The sequence below is a fragment of the Paeniglutamicibacter selenitireducens genome, from assembly GCF_051550675.1.
GTDB lineage: Bacteria > Actinomycetota > Actinomycetes > Actinomycetales > Micrococcaceae > Paeniglutamicibacter.
On the sequence record NZ_JBPULF010000001.1, the window covers coordinates 321715 to 337049 of the forward strand.

The window sequence follows — 15335 nt, forward strand, 5'->3', positions numbered from 1 at the left end:
CGCCAAGGGCGTGCCGCCCCTCCCGCGAAGGAGGGGCGGCACGCCCTTGGTGCAGTGGGTGCCTGCTAGATGTTGAACCCGAGGGCACGCATCTGGTCACGGCCGTCGTCGGTGATCCGCTCGGGACCCCACGGCGGCATCCAGACCCAGTTCAGACGGTAGGAGTCGACGACCGACTCCAGCGCAGCCGAAACCTGCTCTTCCAACACGTCGGTCAGCGGGCAGGCGGCGGTCGTCAGGGTCATGTCGATCAGCAGGGCGCCGTCCTCGGCGTACTTCAGGCCGTAGAGCAGCCCGAGGTCCACGATGTTTACACCGAGTTCCGGGTCGATGACGTCCTTCAACGCCTCTTCGACGTCTTCGAGGTCCGTGTGGGCCGAACCGCTGGCCGTATCGTTGGAGACGCTCATGGCTAGGCCGATACGTTCAGGAAGCGGTCGTAGCCCTCTTCCTCGAGGCGGTCTGCCAGTTCCGGGCCGCCCTGTTCGGCGATCTTGCCGTCGACGAACACGTGCACGAAGTCCGGCTTGATGTAGCGCAGGATGCGGGTGTAGTGGGTGATGAGCAGGGTGCCCATCTCGTTCTCCGACTGGGCGCGGTTGACGCCCTCGGAGACGACCTTCAGCGCGTCGACGTCGAGGCCCGAGTCGGTCTCGTCGAGCACGGCGAACTTCGGCTTGAAGAGCTCGAGCTGCAGGATCTCGACGCGCTTCTTCTCGCCGCCGGAGAAGCCCTCGTTGACGTTGCGGGCCGCGAAGTCCGAATCGATCTTCAGGGCTTCCATGGCCGCCTTGACGTCCTTGGTCCAGGTGCGCAGCTTCGGTGCCTCGCCGTCGATGGCGGTCTTGGCGGTGCGCAGGAAGTTGGTCATGGTGACACCCGGGACCTCGACCGGGTACTGCATGGCCAGGAAGAGGCCGGCGCGTGCACGCTCGTCGACGCTCATTTCCAGCACGTCTTCGCCGTCGAGGGTGATGGAGCCCGAGGTGACGGTGTAGCGCGGGTGGCCGGCGATGGTCGAGGCGAGGGTGGACTTGCCCGAGCCGTTGGGGCCCATGATCGCGTGCGTCTCACCGGTGTTGATGGTCAGCGAAACGCCCTTGAGGATTTCCTTCTCGCCCTGCTCGGTCTCGATGGAGACGTGCAGGTCCTTGATTTCCAGAGTAGACATACGTAAGTCCGTTCTCTTTCGTTCTTGCCGGTTCTCACCGGCGAAATTTTCTGGTGGTGGGGGCCGGGACTAGTTGTCCGTGGCTGCGAGCTCACGCTCGATGGTCTCGGCGAGGCGTTCCTCGATCTCCGGAACACCGATCTGCTGCACGATTTCGTTGAGGAAGCCGCGAACCACCAGACGGCGGGCGGTCTTCTCGTCGATGCCGCGGGCCATCAGGTAGAACAGGTGCTCGTCGTCGAAGCGGCCGGTGGTCGACGCGTGGCCGGCACCGTCGATGAGGCCGGTCTCGATTTCCAGGTTCGGAACCGAATCGGCGCGGGCGCCGTCGGTGAGCACCAGGTTGCGGTTTGCCTCGTAGGAGTCCGTGCCCTTGGCTTCCTTGCGGATCAGCACGTCGCCGACCCACACGGTGTGTGCGTCCTTGCCCTGCAGCGCACCCTTGTAAAGCACGTTGGAGGTGCAGTTCGGGGTGGCGTGGTCGACGAAGGAGCGGTGCTCCAGGTGCTGGCCGGCGTCGGCGAAGTACAGGCCGAAGAGCTCGATCTCGCCACCCTCCGCGGTGAAGCGTGCGGTCGGGGTCACGCGCACCAGGTCGCCGCCGTAGGACACCACGACATGCTTCAGGTGGCCGTCCTTGGCAACCTGCGCCTGCTGCGAGGAGGCGTGGATCGCCGTCTCGTCCCAGGCCTGCAGGGAGATGACGGTGAGCTTGGCGCCTTCGCGGACGTCGATCTCGATGTTCTGCGAGAGCACGGCGTTGCCGACGTGGTCGATGACGACGACTGCCTCGGAATTCGGCTCCGCGACGAGCACCAGGTGTGCCGCAGCGGCCTCGGTGGAGGAACCGGTGTAGGTCATGATGACCTGGGAACCGGTGCTGCCGGCCGGGATGGTCAGGACCTTGGCCTCGGAAGCGTGCTTCCAGGCGTTGGCCGAGATGCGGTCCTCCGGGATGCCGACCGAGCCGACGCGTGCGTCGGACATGGCCACAGCCTCGAGGACGAGGTCCGCGGCGCCCTCAACGGTCAGGGCCGGGGCCGCGCCGTTGAGTTCGTCCTTGTGCAGGCCGCCCAGGCGCTTGAGCGGGGTGAAGCGGAAGTCCTCTTCACGGCCGGTCAGCACCGGGAAGTCCTCGAGGGTGTAGCTGGTCAACCGGCCGGCCCGCGAGGAGTCGGGGATGCCGGCGCCGCCGCCGTGGCTGTGTGCCTTGGAGGCGTCGCCGCCCAGCGGGGAGGCTGCTTCGTTCAGCGGCGAGAGGTTCTCGCCTTCCTCGGTGAAGCCGGCGATTGCCGGTGCGCCGATGCGGGCCTTTTCGCCCGATACGTGAGTTGCGATATCAGTCATGATTAACCGACGGACCCTTCCATCTGCAGTTCAATGAGTCGGTTCAGTTCCAGTGCGTACTCCATCGGGAGTTCGCGGGCGATCGGCTCGATGAAGCCGCGGACGATCATCGCCATGGCTTCATCCTCGGCCAGGCCGCGGCTCATCAGGTAGAAGAGCTGTTCCTCGGAAACGCGCGAGACGGTTGCCTCGTGCCCCATGGTCACGTCGTCCTCGCGGACGTCGATGTACGGGTAGGTGTCCGAACGCGAGATCTGGTCAACCAGCAGCGCGTCGCAGACGACCGAGTTCTTGGCGCCCTTGGCGCCCTCGCGCACCTGGACCAGGCCGCGGTAGGCCGAGCGGCCGCCGTTGCGGGCCACCGACTTCGCCACGATGGCGCTGGAGGTGTTCGGTGCGATGTGGACCATCTTGGACCCGGTGTCCTGGTGCTGGCCCTCGCCGGCGAAGGCGATCGACAGGGTCTCGCCCTTGGCGTGCTCGCCGACCAGGTAGACGGCCGGGTACTTCATGGTGACCTTGGAGCCGATGTTGCCATCGACCCACTCCATGGTGGCGCCCTCTTCGCAGACGGCGCGCTTGGTGACAAGGTTGTACACGTTGTTCGACCAGTTCTGGATCGTCGTGTAGCGGACGCGGGCGCCCTTCTTCACGATGATTTCCACGACGGCCGAGTGCAGCGAATCCGAGGTGTAGATCGGGGCGGTGCAGCCCTCGATGTAGTGCACGTAGGAATCCTCATCGGCGATGATGAGGGTGCGCTCGAACTGGCCCATGTTTTCCGTGTTGATGCGGAAGTATGCCTGCAGCGGGATTTCCACGTGGACGCCCTTGGGGACGTAGACGAAGGAGCCGCCGGACCAGGTCGCGGTGTTCAGCGAGGCGAACTTGTTGTCGCCCACCGGGATGATCGAGCCGAAGTACTCCTTGAAGATGTCTTCGTGCTCGCGCAGCGCGGTGTCGGTGTCCAGGAAGATGACGCCCTGGGCCTCGAGGTCCTCGCGCAGCTGGTGGTAGACGACCTCGGACTCGTACTGGGCGGCAACGCCGGAAACCAGGCGCTGCTTTTCCGCCTCGGGGATGCCGAGCTTGTCGTACGTGTTCTTGATGTCCTCGGGCAGGTCTTCCCAGCTGGTCGCCTGCTTCTCGGTGGAACGCACGAAGTACTTGATGTTGTCGAAGTCGATGCCGGAGAGGTCTGCACCCCAGGTCGGCATGGGCTTGCGGTCGAAGTACTTCAGGCCCTTCAGGCGCATGTCCAGCATCCACTCGGGCTCGTTCTTCAGCGCCGAAATGTTGCGGACGACGTCCTCGTCCAGGCCGCGGCGTGCGTTGGCACCCGCGTCGTTCTTGTCGCTCCACCCATATTCGTAATTGCCAATGCCGTGGAGTTCGGGGTTCTTCTCCAGGATCTCGGCAATCACGCCGGGGTCAGCGGACTCCTGTGCAATCTGATCCGTCATCGCGGCCTCTCCTGCTTCGTGATCTTGATTCGAGTTCTCTTCTCAGCGCGCTGAGGAGTTTGGTTCCGGCCCACGGGGATGTGGGTCGTACATACGTGCCCGCCGCTGGCGAGTGTCGAGAGCCTTCGCACGTCGACGCCGAGAAGGCGGGAAAAGGCCTGGGTTTCCATCTCGCAGAAGACGGGGAACTCCCTGGCCAGATCTTGGATGGGGCAGTGCCCCTGGCACAGCTGGACGCTGAGCATGGTGGCGGTCGGCGAGTTGGCGCCGACCTTGCGGGTGGAGGCGACGAAGCCGTCGGCGCTCAGCGCCTCGCTCAGGGCCTCGGCGCGGTCTTCGAGCGCTTCGACGTCCGCGACCACGGGTCGGTAGCGGCGCTCCATCGCCGCAAAACGGCGGGCGGCGAAGGCCTCGATGGCAGCAGGGCCGGCTGCGCGGCCCAGTTCGGCAAGCGCCTCGGTGGCGATGTCAAGGTAGTCGTTGCCCATTTTCGCCTGGCCGCGGTGGGACAGGACGTAGCGGCGCGAGGGGCGCCCGGCGCCGGTGCGCTGGTTGGCCACGAGCTTGACCTCGACCAGCCCTTCCTTGGACAGGGCGTCGAGGTGTCGACGGACAGCAGCAGGTGTGAACCCAAGACGCTCGCCCAGTTCGGCGGCGCTGACCGGGCCATCCTCAAGGACGGAATACAGGACTCGGTCGCGGGTGCGTTCTTCGGTCTCCCCTGGTGCGGGAACGATGCGCGCCGGATCGTCGACTGGCGCGGAATTTTTCGATGAATACACAACACAAGCATGCGCTAATGGGGCAAGTGAGTCTAGTAAGGCACCGCTTACTTCGCCACCGGTGGAATCGGGGGTTCCCGGGGGGCGCGCGACACCCGGTTGCGACGTGCACCACAGCATTGGGCCCTTCGACTTCTACCTAGCCTAGAATAACGGGGTGTCCAATGTGCCCCCAAGTCTCGTCATCGAGGACTTGCTCAAAGATTTCGGTCCCGTTCCCGCCCTTGACGGCCGCATGGTCCGTGTCCTGAACGGCATCAGCCTCAAGGCGGATGCCGGCAGCGTGACAACCCTGCTGGGCTCCAACGGCGCCGGGAAGTCAACCACCCTCGCCTGCGCCCAGGGCCTGTTGCGTCCCGACGGGGGGAAGGTCTCGCTGCTTGGCGAGGATCCCTACGGGGCCAGTCCCGCGCTGCGCTCCCGCGTCGGTGTCATGCTTCAGGACGGCGGGCTGCCACCCTCGCTGCGCCCGATCCCCCTGCTGCGCCACGTCGCCTCGATGTACCGGCAGCCCGCAGACATCGGCGCGTTGATCGAGCGCCTGGGCATCAACGAATTCGCCAACACCTCCATCCGCCGCCTCTCCGGCGGGCAGAAGCAGCGCGTGGCCCTGGCCGCGGCGCTGGCCGGGAACCCCGAGGTCGTCTTCCTCGACGAACCGAGCGCCGGTCTGGACCCGCAGTCGCGCCAGGTGGTCTTCGACCTGATCACCGAGCTGCGCGACGCAGGGTTGTGCATCGTCCTCACGACACACCTCATGGAAGACGCGCAACGCCTCTCCGACTACGTCTACATCATCGACGGCGGCCACAACGTGGCCGAGGGAACCGTCTCGGAGCTGACCGCACGGGCCAGCCACGAGGCCACCGCCCAGGCCGTGACCTTCACCGCGGCTCCCGCACTGGCCCTGCCAGAGCTGCCCGCGCACCTGCTGCTGCTGGAGCCGGCCCCCGGACAGTACCGGCTCGAGGGGGTTCGCGATGCGCACGACCTGGCAAGCCTCACCAGCTGGTGGGCCAGGGAGAGCATCCTGCCCGAATCGCTGCTGATGCAGCCGCGGACCCTCGAGGACGTGTTCTTGGAAATCGCCGACAAGGGAAACGATGTCAACTAGCACCCAAACCACCACCGGCAACTCCAATGCCGTAGGCACGTTCCGCCGCATCCTGCTGCAGGGCCGCTACGAGACCCTGGCCATGGTCCGCAACGGCGAACAGCTGGTGATCGCCGTGGTGCTGCCGCTGATGGCGCTCTTCGGCCTGGTCTTCACCGACCTGCTTAAGAACATCGCGGCCCGCCCGATCGATGCAGCCGTCCCGGGCGTGCTGGCGTTGTGCGTTGTCTCAACTGCTTTCACCGGGCAGGGCATCGCCACCGGGTTCGACCGCCGCTACGGCGTCATGCGTTTCCTGTCGACCACGCCACTGGGCCGCGCCGGCCTGATCTACGGCAAGGTGCTGGCCGTGTTGGCCGTGCTGGCCATGCAGATCGTCGTGATCGGCGGCACTGGTTTCCTGATGGGCTGGCAGCCCGCGCCGGGCGGAATCCCCTGGGCCGTGCTGCTGCTGGTCCTCGGCGCCTCGGCTTTCACGGCCCTGGGCCTGTTGATCGCCGGCACCGTGCGCCCTGAGGCCACGCTGGCGATCACCAACCTCGCTTGGGTCCTGCTGGCCGGCGTCGGCGGGATCCTTTTCCCGTCCACCAGCGTTCCCCCCTTCCTGCACCCGATCGTCAACGTGCTGCCCTCGGCCGCGCTGGGCGATTCGCTGCGTGCCGCCCTCATCTCCGGGACCGCATCCGGCCCCGGGATCCTGATCCTGCTGGCATGGACACTCATCGCCGGTTTCGCCGCAACACGCTGGTTCAAGTGGAACTAGAAAACTGGAGCACACGATCATGAGTACCGACTCCCCCGCGACCAACCGCTGGACGGACAGGCTGCCGGCCTCCGTCACCACGACGGTCCACCGCCTGGCCATCGCCTCCCTGGTGTCCCAGATCGGCATCATCGTCACCGGCGGCGCCGTGCGCCTGACCAAGTCGGGCCTGGGCTGTTCCCAGTGGCCCAACTGCGTGCCCGGGTCCATGACCCCGGTCCCCGAGATGGGCGTGCACGGCCTGATCGAGTTCGGCAACCGCATGCTGACCTTCGTCCTGGTGGTCATCGCCGTCGCCTTCCTGGCCTCCATCTGGCGCTTCCGCGCCACGCACCGGACGCTCTTCGGGCTCTCCATCGCGCTGCTGGCCGGGATCCCCGCCCAGGCGGTCATCGGCGGCATCACGGTGCTGACCAAGCTGAACCCGTGGGTCGTCTCGCTGCACTTCATCGTCTCGGCGGCCATGGTCATGGCGGCGACGCTGCTGGTCAACCGGACCGGCGCGCTGCGCCGCGGGGAAACCTCGCTGGGCAAGCCCGCGGGCGCCACCCAGCAGTTCCTGGCCTGGACGATCCTGGCGACCTCCGCGCTGGCCGTCGTGCTGGGCACGGTTGTCACGGGCACCGGGCCGCACGCGGGCGACGCGAATGCACCGCGCCACCTCTTCGACCCGTACATCGTCACCCGCCTGCACGTGGTGCCGGTGTACCTGCTGGTCGCGGCAACGCTTGTCGCCCTGTTCCTGGCGCTGCGCACCGGCGAGGACAAGGCCCTGCGCACCCCCCTGGTGCTGATGACCGGCGTGGTCCTGCTGCAGGGCGTGATCGGTTACACGCAGTACTTCAACGGCCTGCCGATCTTGCTGGTGCTCCTGCACATGCTAGGCGCCTCGATGCTCGCCGCGGCAGCCATCAACCTGTGGGACCGCGCCACCCAGAAGTTCCCCTTCTAGGAACCGCAGCACAACAGGCAGGGTCCCTCCCGCATTTCTGCGGGAGGGACCCTGCCTGTTGTGCGTGGTGCCGCGGCAGTGCTGCCTGCCGGGCAGGACCTCGTGTCCGGAACCCTCAACGACGCACCGGATAGCGCAGGTGAAGCACCCTGTTGCCCCGGACCACCGCGTCGGGGTCCTCCAGCAGGTGCTGTGCGCTGGCAGACCCGAAGTAGCGTTTGCCGGATCCGAACACGACGGGTGCGACATCCATGCGCACCTCGTCGACCAGACCCGCGGCAAGCACCTGGCCGCCGACGTCGCCGGCTGCGACCTCGACGATGCGGCCGCCGGCGAGTTCCTGGGCCTTGGCCACGGCCGCCTCGATGCCGTCGACGAAGTGGAACGGGGCCGCCAGGTCCCAGCCTTCGGGCATCGGCCGGTGGCTCACGACCACCACGTGGTCAACGCCTCCCGGGGGCTGCCCGTCCCAGCCGTCCGTCAGGTCGAAAACGTGGCGGCCGACGACGGTCGCCCCGATCGCGTCCCAGTAGGGCCGGGTGTAGTCGTGGGACTCCTGCGACACCTTCAGCACCCCGCCCTCGTCCAGCGGAACATCCCCGCCTGTCAGCCAGTCGAACAGCGCACCGGGATCGTCTCCCTCGTCCGCGATGAAGCCGTCCACCGACACCGAGGCGTACATGACCACCTTGCCCACGGGATTCTCCTTTGCTTGGGGGTGCCACATCCTGGAAGCCTTTCACGGTTGCGCGGGTCGAACAACGTGCAAACGCCGGGGCCCGGACCCACAATGGATCCGGACCCCGGCGTTCAGGTACCGGCGGCCTGCCCTCAGGCAGCGTCGTGGTCGGTTTCCAGCACGCGGGCCAGGGTTTCGAGGACCTCGTCGGCGCCCTCCCCCTCGGCACGAAGCACGACCTTGGTGCCGTGCTCGGCGCCCAGGCCCATCAGCGAGAGGATGCTGGAGGCGTCGAGTGCGTCCTCGGCAGGTTCGCCCTCCAGGGCGATGGTGACCTCCAGGGGTGCCTCCGCCGCGGCCTCGGCGAAGATGGCCGCCGGGCGGGCGTGGAGTCCGACGCGGCTGGCGATGGTGGCTGTACGTTCTGCCATGGTGTTGCTCCTTGCGTGAAGTGGTTCTTGGTTGATCGGTTTGCTGTTGAAACGGTTCGCTGTTGGGCTGTTTGTACGGGGCTCAGAGTCCGAAGGTGTCGAGCTCTGGCAGTTCGGTGCGGACCAGGCTGCGGGCCCGGGCCGCGGACCCGGCGCCGAGTGCCAGCGCCGCGAGGCGCCGTGCCTGGGCCAGGTCGACGGTCCGGAGGATGGCGGCGACCGCCGGCAGGGCGCGCCGGTTCATCGAGAGCGTTGCCACCCCGAGCCCGACGAGCACCACGGCCAGGGCCGGGTCGGCCGCGGCCTCCCCGCAGACCCCCACCGGGCGCGGGCCGTCGGCCGCCGCCGCTCCCCCGTCGCAGGTCGCCTTGACCAGCTGGAGGACGGCGGGCTGCCACGGGTCGTTGAGTTCGGCCAGCGCGCCGAGCTGGCGGTCGGCGGCCATCGTGTACTGGGTGAGGTCGTTGGTGCCGATGGACGCGAAGTCCACCTCGGCGAGCATCTGCCCGGCGAGCAATGCCGCGGAGGGAACCTCCACCATCACGCCCGGGGTCTTCAGCCCGGCCTGCGCGCAGAGCGCGGCGAACGCCGCGGCCTCCGCGGGTGTGGAGACCATGGGGGCCATGGTCCAGACCTCGGCGCCGGACCCGGCTGCGGCCTCAGCGATGGCGGCGAGCTGGCGGGCCAGCACACCGGGCACCGCGGCGTCGGTGCGGTAGCCGCGCACCCCGAGGGCCGGGTTGGGCTCGGAGTCGTCGGTCAGGAAGGGCAGCGGCTTGTCCGCCCCGGCATCCAGCGTCCGCACCACGACTTTGGCCCCGTCGAACGCGTCGAACACCGCCCGGTAGGCCTCCACCTGCTCGGCCCCTGTCGGCTCGGTGTCCCGGCCCAGGAAACAGAATTCGGTGCGCAGCAGGCCCACGCCCTGGGCTCCGGCGGCGGCAGCGGCCACGGCGTCCGCGCCGCTTCCCACGTTGGCCAGCAGCGGGACCCGGTGGCCGTCGGCCAGCCGTCCGTCGCCGTCGAAGTCAGGCAGCGGGACGCGGGTGGCGTAGGCGCGCGCCAGTGCGGCCTCCTCAGCGCCCGGGGCGCGGACCACCGTGCCGTCGATGCCGTCGACGAAGACCACGTCCCCGTCCGCCAGCGCCACGGTGTCCCGCGCGGCGACGATGGCCGGCAACCCGAGCGAACGGGCAATGATCGCGGTGTGCGACTGCGGGCCGCCGTCGCTCGTCACCAGCGCGAGCACGCGCGCCGGGTCCAGCGTGGCGGTGTCAGCCGGGGCCAGGTCGACGGCGCACAGCACGAACGGCTCGGGGGAATCCGGGATGCCCGGCGCCGGGACGCCGCGCAGCTGGGCGACGATCCGTGCGCGGACATCCAGCACGTCCGTGGCGCGTTCCGCCATGTAACCGCCCAGCGCCGCCAGCTGCGTGGCAACGGCGTCGGCCGCCTCCCAGATCGCGGATTCCGCACAGGTCCCGGTGGCCACCAGCTTGGTCGCCGACTTCAGCAGCGTCCGGTCCGCGGCCATCAGGGCAGTGGCCTTGAGCACCGCCGCGGCGTCCCCGGTGGCGGCCGCGGCACGTTCCTTCAGTCCCGCGGCGACAACCTGTGCCGCCTCGGCGAGCCGTGCCGATTCCTCCTCGGCGCCCACCCCCGCCGGCAGCGGTGCGCCGTCGGCCGGCGCCTGGAGGGGTTCGGGCATCCGGCGCACCGGGCCGATGACCCGGCCGGCGCTCACGCCGACCCCGCTGAACCGCGCGCTCATGCCGCCACCTGCTCGCTGGCTGCCGATGGTTCGACGGTTGCCGCGGCGCCCGCGGGGCGTCTGCGGGCGTAGCGCTTGAGCGCCACCACGGCCAGGGCGCTGATGACGGTGCCCACGACGATGGAGAGCACGAACATCGGCAGGTTGCCGATCGCGAAGAAGACGAAGATGCCGCCGTGCGGGGCCTGCGAGGTGACGCCCGTGGCCATGACCATGGTGCCTGTCACCCCGGCGCCGAGCATGCTGGCGGGGATGACGCGCAGCGGGTCGGCCGCGGCGAACGGGATCGCGCCCTCGGAGATGAAGGCCGCACCCAGCAGCCAGGCGGCCTTGCCGTTCTCGCGTTCGGCCAGCGAGAAGAGCCTGCGGTCAAGCACCGTGGCCAGGGCCATCGCCAGCGGCGGGACCATGCCGGCGGCCATGACCGCCGCCATGATCTGCCACGGGGCCTGGTTGGCGACGGCGCCGGCACCGAGTCCGGCGACGGCGAAGGAGTAGGCGACCTTGTTCACGGGTCCGCCGAGGTCGAAGGCCATCATCAGGCCCAGGATCAGGCCCAGCAGGGCCGCGGCGATGCCGGACATCGAGGACAGCCAGCCGTTCAGGCCCGCGGTCAGCGCGGCGATCGGGCCGCCGAGGACCAGGAACATCAGGCCTGAGGCGATGATCGAGCCGAGCAGCGGGGTGATGACCACGGGCATGAGCCCGCGCAGCCAGCGCGGGACGTTCCAGCTGCCGATCCAGCGGGCGGCGAGGCCCGCGATCAGGCCACCGGCGATGCCGCCGAGGAAGCCCGCGCCCATGAACCCTGCCACGGCGCCGGCGGTGAAGCCGGGCGCCAGGCCCGGTCGGTCGGCGAAGGCGTAGGCGATGTAGCCGGCCAGCGCGGGAACGAGGAAGCCCATCGACAGGGCGCCGATCTTGAAGGCCACGGCGCCCAGGTACACGCCCAGCGGTCCGAACTTGCCGTCGACCTGTGCCACAAGGTCCGCACCGGGAAGGTTGAACAGGGTGTTCGTGCCCAGGATGTCACCGGCGAAGCCGGGGATGGTGTAACCCGCGAGCAGGAAGCCCAGCGCGATCAGCAGGCCGCCTCCGGCGACGAACGGGATCATGTAGCTCACGCCGGTGAGCAGCGCACGCTTCAGGGCCGCACCGGCGCTTTCGCGACCGGCCGGCGTTCCTGAAGCATCGGCGTTTCCGGCGCCGGAGGGGACGCGGCGTGCGTCGGGGTCGGTGGCCGCGGCCAGCGCCTCGGCCACCATCACGGCCGGCTCGTCGATGCCGCGCTTGACCGGGGACTGGACGACGGGCTTGCCCGCGAAGCGTTCCTTGCCGCGCACATCGACATCCACGGCGAAGATCACTGCCTCTGCGGCGGCGATCACCGCCGGGTCCAGCGGCGTGGCGCCGGAGGACCCCTGGGTTTCCACCTGCAGGTCCACCCCCGCCTCGGCGGCCGCGGCCACCAGCGAATCGGCGGCCATGTAGGTGTGGGCGATGCCCGTGGGGCATGCGGTGACCGCCACGATCCTGCGCCGTTGGGCGGGTTCGGGGTTCGCGGCGGGAACCTCGGGCGTGGCGTTGGCCGGGACGTCGACAGCCGGCTGGGCAACCGGGGCCGGGCTCACGGCCGCCTCGACCAGCGCCACGATCTCCGCGGGGTCCGCGGCGGCGCGCAGGGCGGCGGTGAAGTCCTTCTTCACCAGCGACCGCGCCAGCTTGGAGAGCAGCTTCAGGTGTTCCTTGTCGGCACCCTCGGGGGCGGCGATGAAGAAAACGAGGTCCGCGGGGCCGTCCTTGGCGCCGAAGTCGACGGCCGGGGCCAGCCGGGCCATCGCGAGCGTGGGCTCGGTGACGGACGCCGAGCGGCAGTGCGGGATGGCAATGCCGCCGGGCACGCCGGTGGAGGTCTTCTGCTCGCGGGCCACGGCATCCCCCTGCAGGGCGGTGGCGTCCGTGGCGCGGCCGGTGGCCACCACGATGGCGGCGAGCCGGGCGATGACCTCGGTGGTCGTGCTGCCAAGGTCACTGTCCAGCAGGACAAGCTCTTCGGTGATCAGACGCGTCATGGCTTTCCTTCGGTGGGGAGAGGGGCGGGAAGCGCGGCGACGGTGACGGCGCGCGGGGTGGTGTCTTCGGGTGCCGGGATACTCGATCCGGGCAGGGCAACGGCGGCGGAACCGTGTGCGACGGCCTGGCGGAGGCAGTCGGCGGGTCCGCCGCCGGCGGCATCGGCCAGCAGGTAGCCGGCCAGTGCGGAGTCGCCGGCGCCGACGGTGCTGCGCGCGGTGACGGGCAGGTGCGTGGCGTGCCAGAGCCCGGCCGCGGTGGCCAGCACCGCCCCGCCGGAGCCGAGGGTGGCGAGCACCGCCCCGGCACCCGCGGCCACGAGCCGCAGCGCCGCGCGACCGGCACGCGCTGGATCGGCCTCGAACTCCGCTTCGCTGCCGTGCCCGGCGAGTTCGGCAAGTTCCTCGGCGTTGGGCTTGATGAGGTCCGGAACGCCGGCCGGGCCCGCCGCGAAGAGCGCGGCCAGCGGGGCACCGGAGGTGTCCACGGCAATGCGCGGGGCCCGCTCCCCGAGCCGGGAACGCACCTCGGCGACGAGTTGCGCGTAGAACCCGGGGGCGACGCCCGGGGGCAGCGAGCCCGCCATGACCAGCCAGCTGGCACCCTCCGCCGCGTCGAGCACGGCGTCGATCAGTGCGCGCTTGTGCGCGGCATCGAGCAGCGGCCCGGGGGCGTTGACCTTGGTGGTGGTGCCGTCGGCCTCGGCAAGCGTCAGGTTGCTGCGCAGGGGCTGGCCGATCGGCAGCGCCACGTGCGCAAGCCCGTCGTCCTGCAGGCCAAGCACCACGGGGTCGTGCGGGTCCCCCGGGAGCACTGCCACGGTGCGCAGTCCCCCGGCGGCAAGTGCCCGGGCGACGTTCACGCCCTTGCCTGCCGCCTGCGAGGTGAGGGAGATGGCTCGTTGGACGCCGCCGCGTTGCAGGGCCTCGTCGAGTTCGATGGTGCGGTCCATGCTGGGGTTCATGGTCAGTGTCGCAATCATGCCAGCACCACCTCGACATCGGCGGCTTCGAGGGCCGCCGCCAGCGCGGTGTCCGGCGCGCGGTCCGTGACAAGGGTGTCGATGTCGGCCAGTGCGGCGAAGCGGACCAGTGCGGTCTCACCCAGCTTGCTGGAGTCGGCAAGCACCACCACCCGCCGCGCGCAGCCGACGATCGCGGCCTTGACCGCCGCCTCGAGCGCATCGGGGGTGCTCAGGCCAAAGCCCGCCTCCACGCCGTTGGCCCCGACGAAGGCGATGTCGGGCCGCAGGGCATCAAGCTGCGCAAGGGTGTGGCTGCCGGTGGCGGCGCTGGTGAGCCCGCGGACGCGTCCGCCGATCAGTTCCAGCGGCAGTGCCGGCGAGACCCTTTGCGCAACGGGCAGTGCGTGGGTGATGACCAGGAGTTCCCCCGCCCGCTGCGGGGCAACCTCGTCGGCCAGCAGCCCGGCCAGGAGTTCGGTGGTGGTTCCGGCGTCGAGCAGGATGGAGGTGGCGCCCTGCGGAAGCAGCCCGAGCGCCCTGGCGGCGATGCGCTCCTTGGCGGCCAGGTTCTGCGTCGTGCGGGCGGTGTGGCTCTGCTCGGCGGTGCTGGCCTTGGCTGCGGCAACGGCTCCGCCGTGCACCCGGCGCAGGACCCCGGCCTCTTCCAGCTGGGCGAGGTCGCGGCGCACCGTTTCACGGGTGATGCCGAAGCGTTCGGAGAGGTCGGCGACCCCGACCTTTCCCTGCAGGGACAGCTGTTCGGTAACGAGGCGGTGGCGTTCTTCGGCAAACACTGTTCGAGGCCTTTGGGTCGGGTGACACGCGTCACGCTGATCTGTGTTCATCTGACTTTAGGCCTGTCGCCATCTCGATGTCAACAGAAAACAACACAAAAGCAGAAAAACACAGATTCTTGGGAGCGTGGATGTGCCGCCACCGAACCGCAGGCCCTGGGATCCCGAACCCACCGGACGCTGTATCGGGCCCCGAACGGACTGGTGATCCAGCCACCCGTTTACCGGTTTCACCGCATGGGCCTCGACGCGCCTGCGAACCGAAACGGCGCCGGGCGGGCATCCGGGACGGCGCACGAAGGGGCGAAGGCCAAGGACGCCGTCCCCCGACGAGTCCCCGGTGAAGCCCCTTGCGGAAGGAAGCTGGATCCGCACCGGTCCTCGCGTTCGAGTCGGGTCGGGCACGCGCCAGCTACGCGGAAATCCTGGAGAAGACAGCAGGCATCGGGCTGCGTAGTTGGCGCCTGAACGCCGTGAGAGTGACGACGGGTACACCAGGCGCCAAGTATGTGGCCGTGGCGCAGGACGGAAGACCCACGTTCAACACCGACGGGGAAAGGGATCGGCACTGCGGCGACAACGGGGGTGCCGGCGACGGCGCTTACCGCGACGGGCACACGCTCGGCCCCGCGCACCGGCCCAAGGACTCGGACGCCATCAACACCATCACCGGAGACGACGCGAACCCGAACGGCGTCGACCTCACCAACCTCGCGGTTGTCTGTGGAACCCGAAGCCGAGGATCCCCTAGAGTCCCGGGAGCATGCCGGCGGCCGAGGCCTCGGTGAACTCCGCGACGGCCTGCGGGATCATCGTGACGGCAAAGTAGACGATGCATCCGACGATAACCAGGACCACCACCACGAGGGCGATCTTGAAGAGTTCACGCAAGGTGAAGTCGAATTCCATGTCAGCTGCTTTCCGGCTGCCGTCAGGGGCAGCATTTTCCAGGGGGTGGCGGTTCCCGGACACGAACGCGGCGGGAGTCCGGCATGGCCGGGAAAACGGCCCCGGCCACACCGCAGCAGCCC

At 69.1% G+C, this 15335-nt stretch carries 15 protein-coding genes; 3 read left to right on the forward strand and 12 right to left on the reverse strand.

Going from position 1 to position 15335, the window contains the following annotated elements; genetic code table 11:
* Positions 1 to 65: 65 nt before the first annotated feature.
* From ACSYDW_RS01490 to ACSYDW_RS01510, 5 genes are all read right to left on the reverse strand, one after another.
* Complete coding sequence (locus ACSYDW_RS01490; protein WP_438336931.1) at positions 66 to 410, reverse strand: metal-sulfur cluster assembly factor; 345 nt, start codon at positions 408 to 410, stop codon at positions 66 to 68.
* Positions 411 to 412: 2 nt separating this feature from the next.
* A complete protein-coding gene (gene sufC, locus ACSYDW_RS01495; protein ID WP_438336932.1) occupies positions 413 to 1171 on the reverse strand; it encodes a Fe-S cluster assembly ATPase SufC in 759 nt (252 codons plus the stop codon).
* A gap of 69 nt (positions 1172 to 1240) precedes the next feature.
* Complete coding sequence (sufD, locus tag ACSYDW_RS01500; RefSeq protein WP_438336933.1) at positions 1241 to 2518, reverse strand: Fe-S cluster assembly protein SufD; 1278 nt, start codon at positions 2516 to 2518, stop codon at positions 1241 to 1243.
* Between the two features lie 2 nt (positions 2519 to 2520).
* The gene (gene sufB, locus ACSYDW_RS01505; protein ID WP_438336934.1) at positions 2521 to 3981 is read right to left on the reverse strand and encodes a Fe-S cluster assembly protein SufB; all 1461 of its coding nucleotides are present in this window, start codon (positions 3979 to 3981) and stop codon (positions 2521 to 2523) included.
* Entirely contained in the window at positions 3978 to 4763 is a 786-nt protein-coding gene (locus ACSYDW_RS01510; protein WP_438336935.1) for a helix-turn-helix transcriptional regulator, read from the reverse strand. The genes sufB and ACSYDW_RS01510 overlap by 4 nt, the downstream gene beginning before the upstream one ends.
* 157 nt (positions 4764 to 4920) lie before the next feature.
* On the opposite strand from ACSYDW_RS01510, the gene ACSYDW_RS01515 reads away from it, so the two are divergent.
* Genes ACSYDW_RS01515 through ACSYDW_RS01525 form a run of 3 tightly spaced genes read left to right on the forward strand, consistent with a single transcriptional unit; the run spans position 4921 to position 7592 of the window.
* Positions 4921 to 5877, forward strand: coding sequence for an ABC transporter ATP-binding protein (locus ACSYDW_RS01515; RefSeq protein WP_438336936.1), 957 nt, complete (start codon positions 4921 to 4923; stop codon positions 5875 to 5877).
* Positions 5867 to 6640 carry an ABC transporter permease gene (locus tag ACSYDW_RS01520; protein ID WP_438336937.1) on the forward strand — a complete coding sequence of 258 codons (774 nt, stop codon included), beginning with the start codon at positions 5867 to 5869 and terminating at the stop codon, positions 6638 to 6640. The genes ACSYDW_RS01515 and ACSYDW_RS01520 overlap by 11 nt, the downstream gene beginning before the upstream one ends.
* 19 nt (positions 6641 to 6659) lie before the next feature.
* Complete coding sequence (locus ACSYDW_RS01525) at positions 6660 to 7592, forward strand: COX15/CtaA family protein (protein WP_438336938.1); 933 nt, start codon at positions 6660 to 6662, stop codon at positions 7590 to 7592.
* Between the two features lie 115 nt (positions 7593 to 7707).
* On the opposite strand, the gene ACSYDW_RS01530 is transcribed toward ACSYDW_RS01525, so the two are convergent.
* The 7 genes from ACSYDW_RS01530 to ACSYDW_RS01560 all read right to left on the reverse strand — a co-directional run bounded on the left by ACSYDW_RS01530 (position 7708) and on the right by ACSYDW_RS01560 (position 15213).
* A complete protein-coding gene (locus tag ACSYDW_RS01530) occupies positions 7708 to 8289 on the reverse strand; it encodes a dihydrofolate reductase family protein (protein WP_438336939.1) in 582 nt (193 codons plus the stop codon).
* Positions 8290 to 8423: 134 nt separating this feature from the next.
* The gene (locus ACSYDW_RS01535; RefSeq protein ID WP_438336940.1) at positions 8424 to 8702 is read right to left on the reverse strand and encodes an HPr family phosphocarrier protein; all 279 of its coding nucleotides are present in this window, start codon (positions 8700 to 8702) and stop codon (positions 8424 to 8426) included.
* Positions 8703 to 8784: 82 nt separating this feature from the next.
* The gene (locus ACSYDW_RS01540; protein ID WP_438336941.1) at positions 8785 to 10473 is read right to left on the reverse strand and encodes a putative PEP-binding protein; all 1689 of its coding nucleotides are present in this window, start codon (positions 10471 to 10473) and stop codon (positions 8785 to 8787) included.
* Positions 10470 to 12545 carry a PTS fructose transporter subunit IIABC gene (locus ACSYDW_RS01545; RefSeq protein WP_438336942.1) on the reverse strand — a complete coding sequence of 692 codons (2076 nt, stop codon included), beginning with the start codon at positions 12543 to 12545 and terminating at the stop codon, positions 10470 to 10472. Before ACSYDW_RS01545 ends, ACSYDW_RS01540 begins: the two co-directional genes overlap by 4 nt.
* Positions 12542 to 13528 carry a 1-phosphofructokinase family hexose kinase gene (locus ACSYDW_RS01550; RefSeq protein WP_438336943.1) on the reverse strand — a complete coding sequence of 329 codons (987 nt, stop codon included), beginning with the start codon at positions 13526 to 13528 and terminating at the stop codon, positions 12542 to 12544. Before ACSYDW_RS01550 ends, ACSYDW_RS01545 begins: the two co-directional genes overlap by 4 nt.
* Complete coding sequence (locus tag ACSYDW_RS01555) at positions 13525 to 14304, reverse strand: DeoR/GlpR family DNA-binding transcription regulator (protein ID WP_438336944.1); 780 nt, start codon at positions 14302 to 14304, stop codon at positions 13525 to 13527. Before ACSYDW_RS01555 ends, ACSYDW_RS01550 begins: the two co-directional genes overlap by 4 nt.
* 747 nt (positions 14305 to 15051) lie before the next feature.
* On the reverse strand, positions 15052 to 15213 hold the full coding sequence (locus ACSYDW_RS01560) for a hypothetical protein (protein ID WP_438336945.1): 162 nt from the start codon (positions 15211 to 15213) through the stop codon (positions 15052 to 15054).
* Between the last annotated feature and the right edge of the window lie 122 nt (positions 15214 to 15335).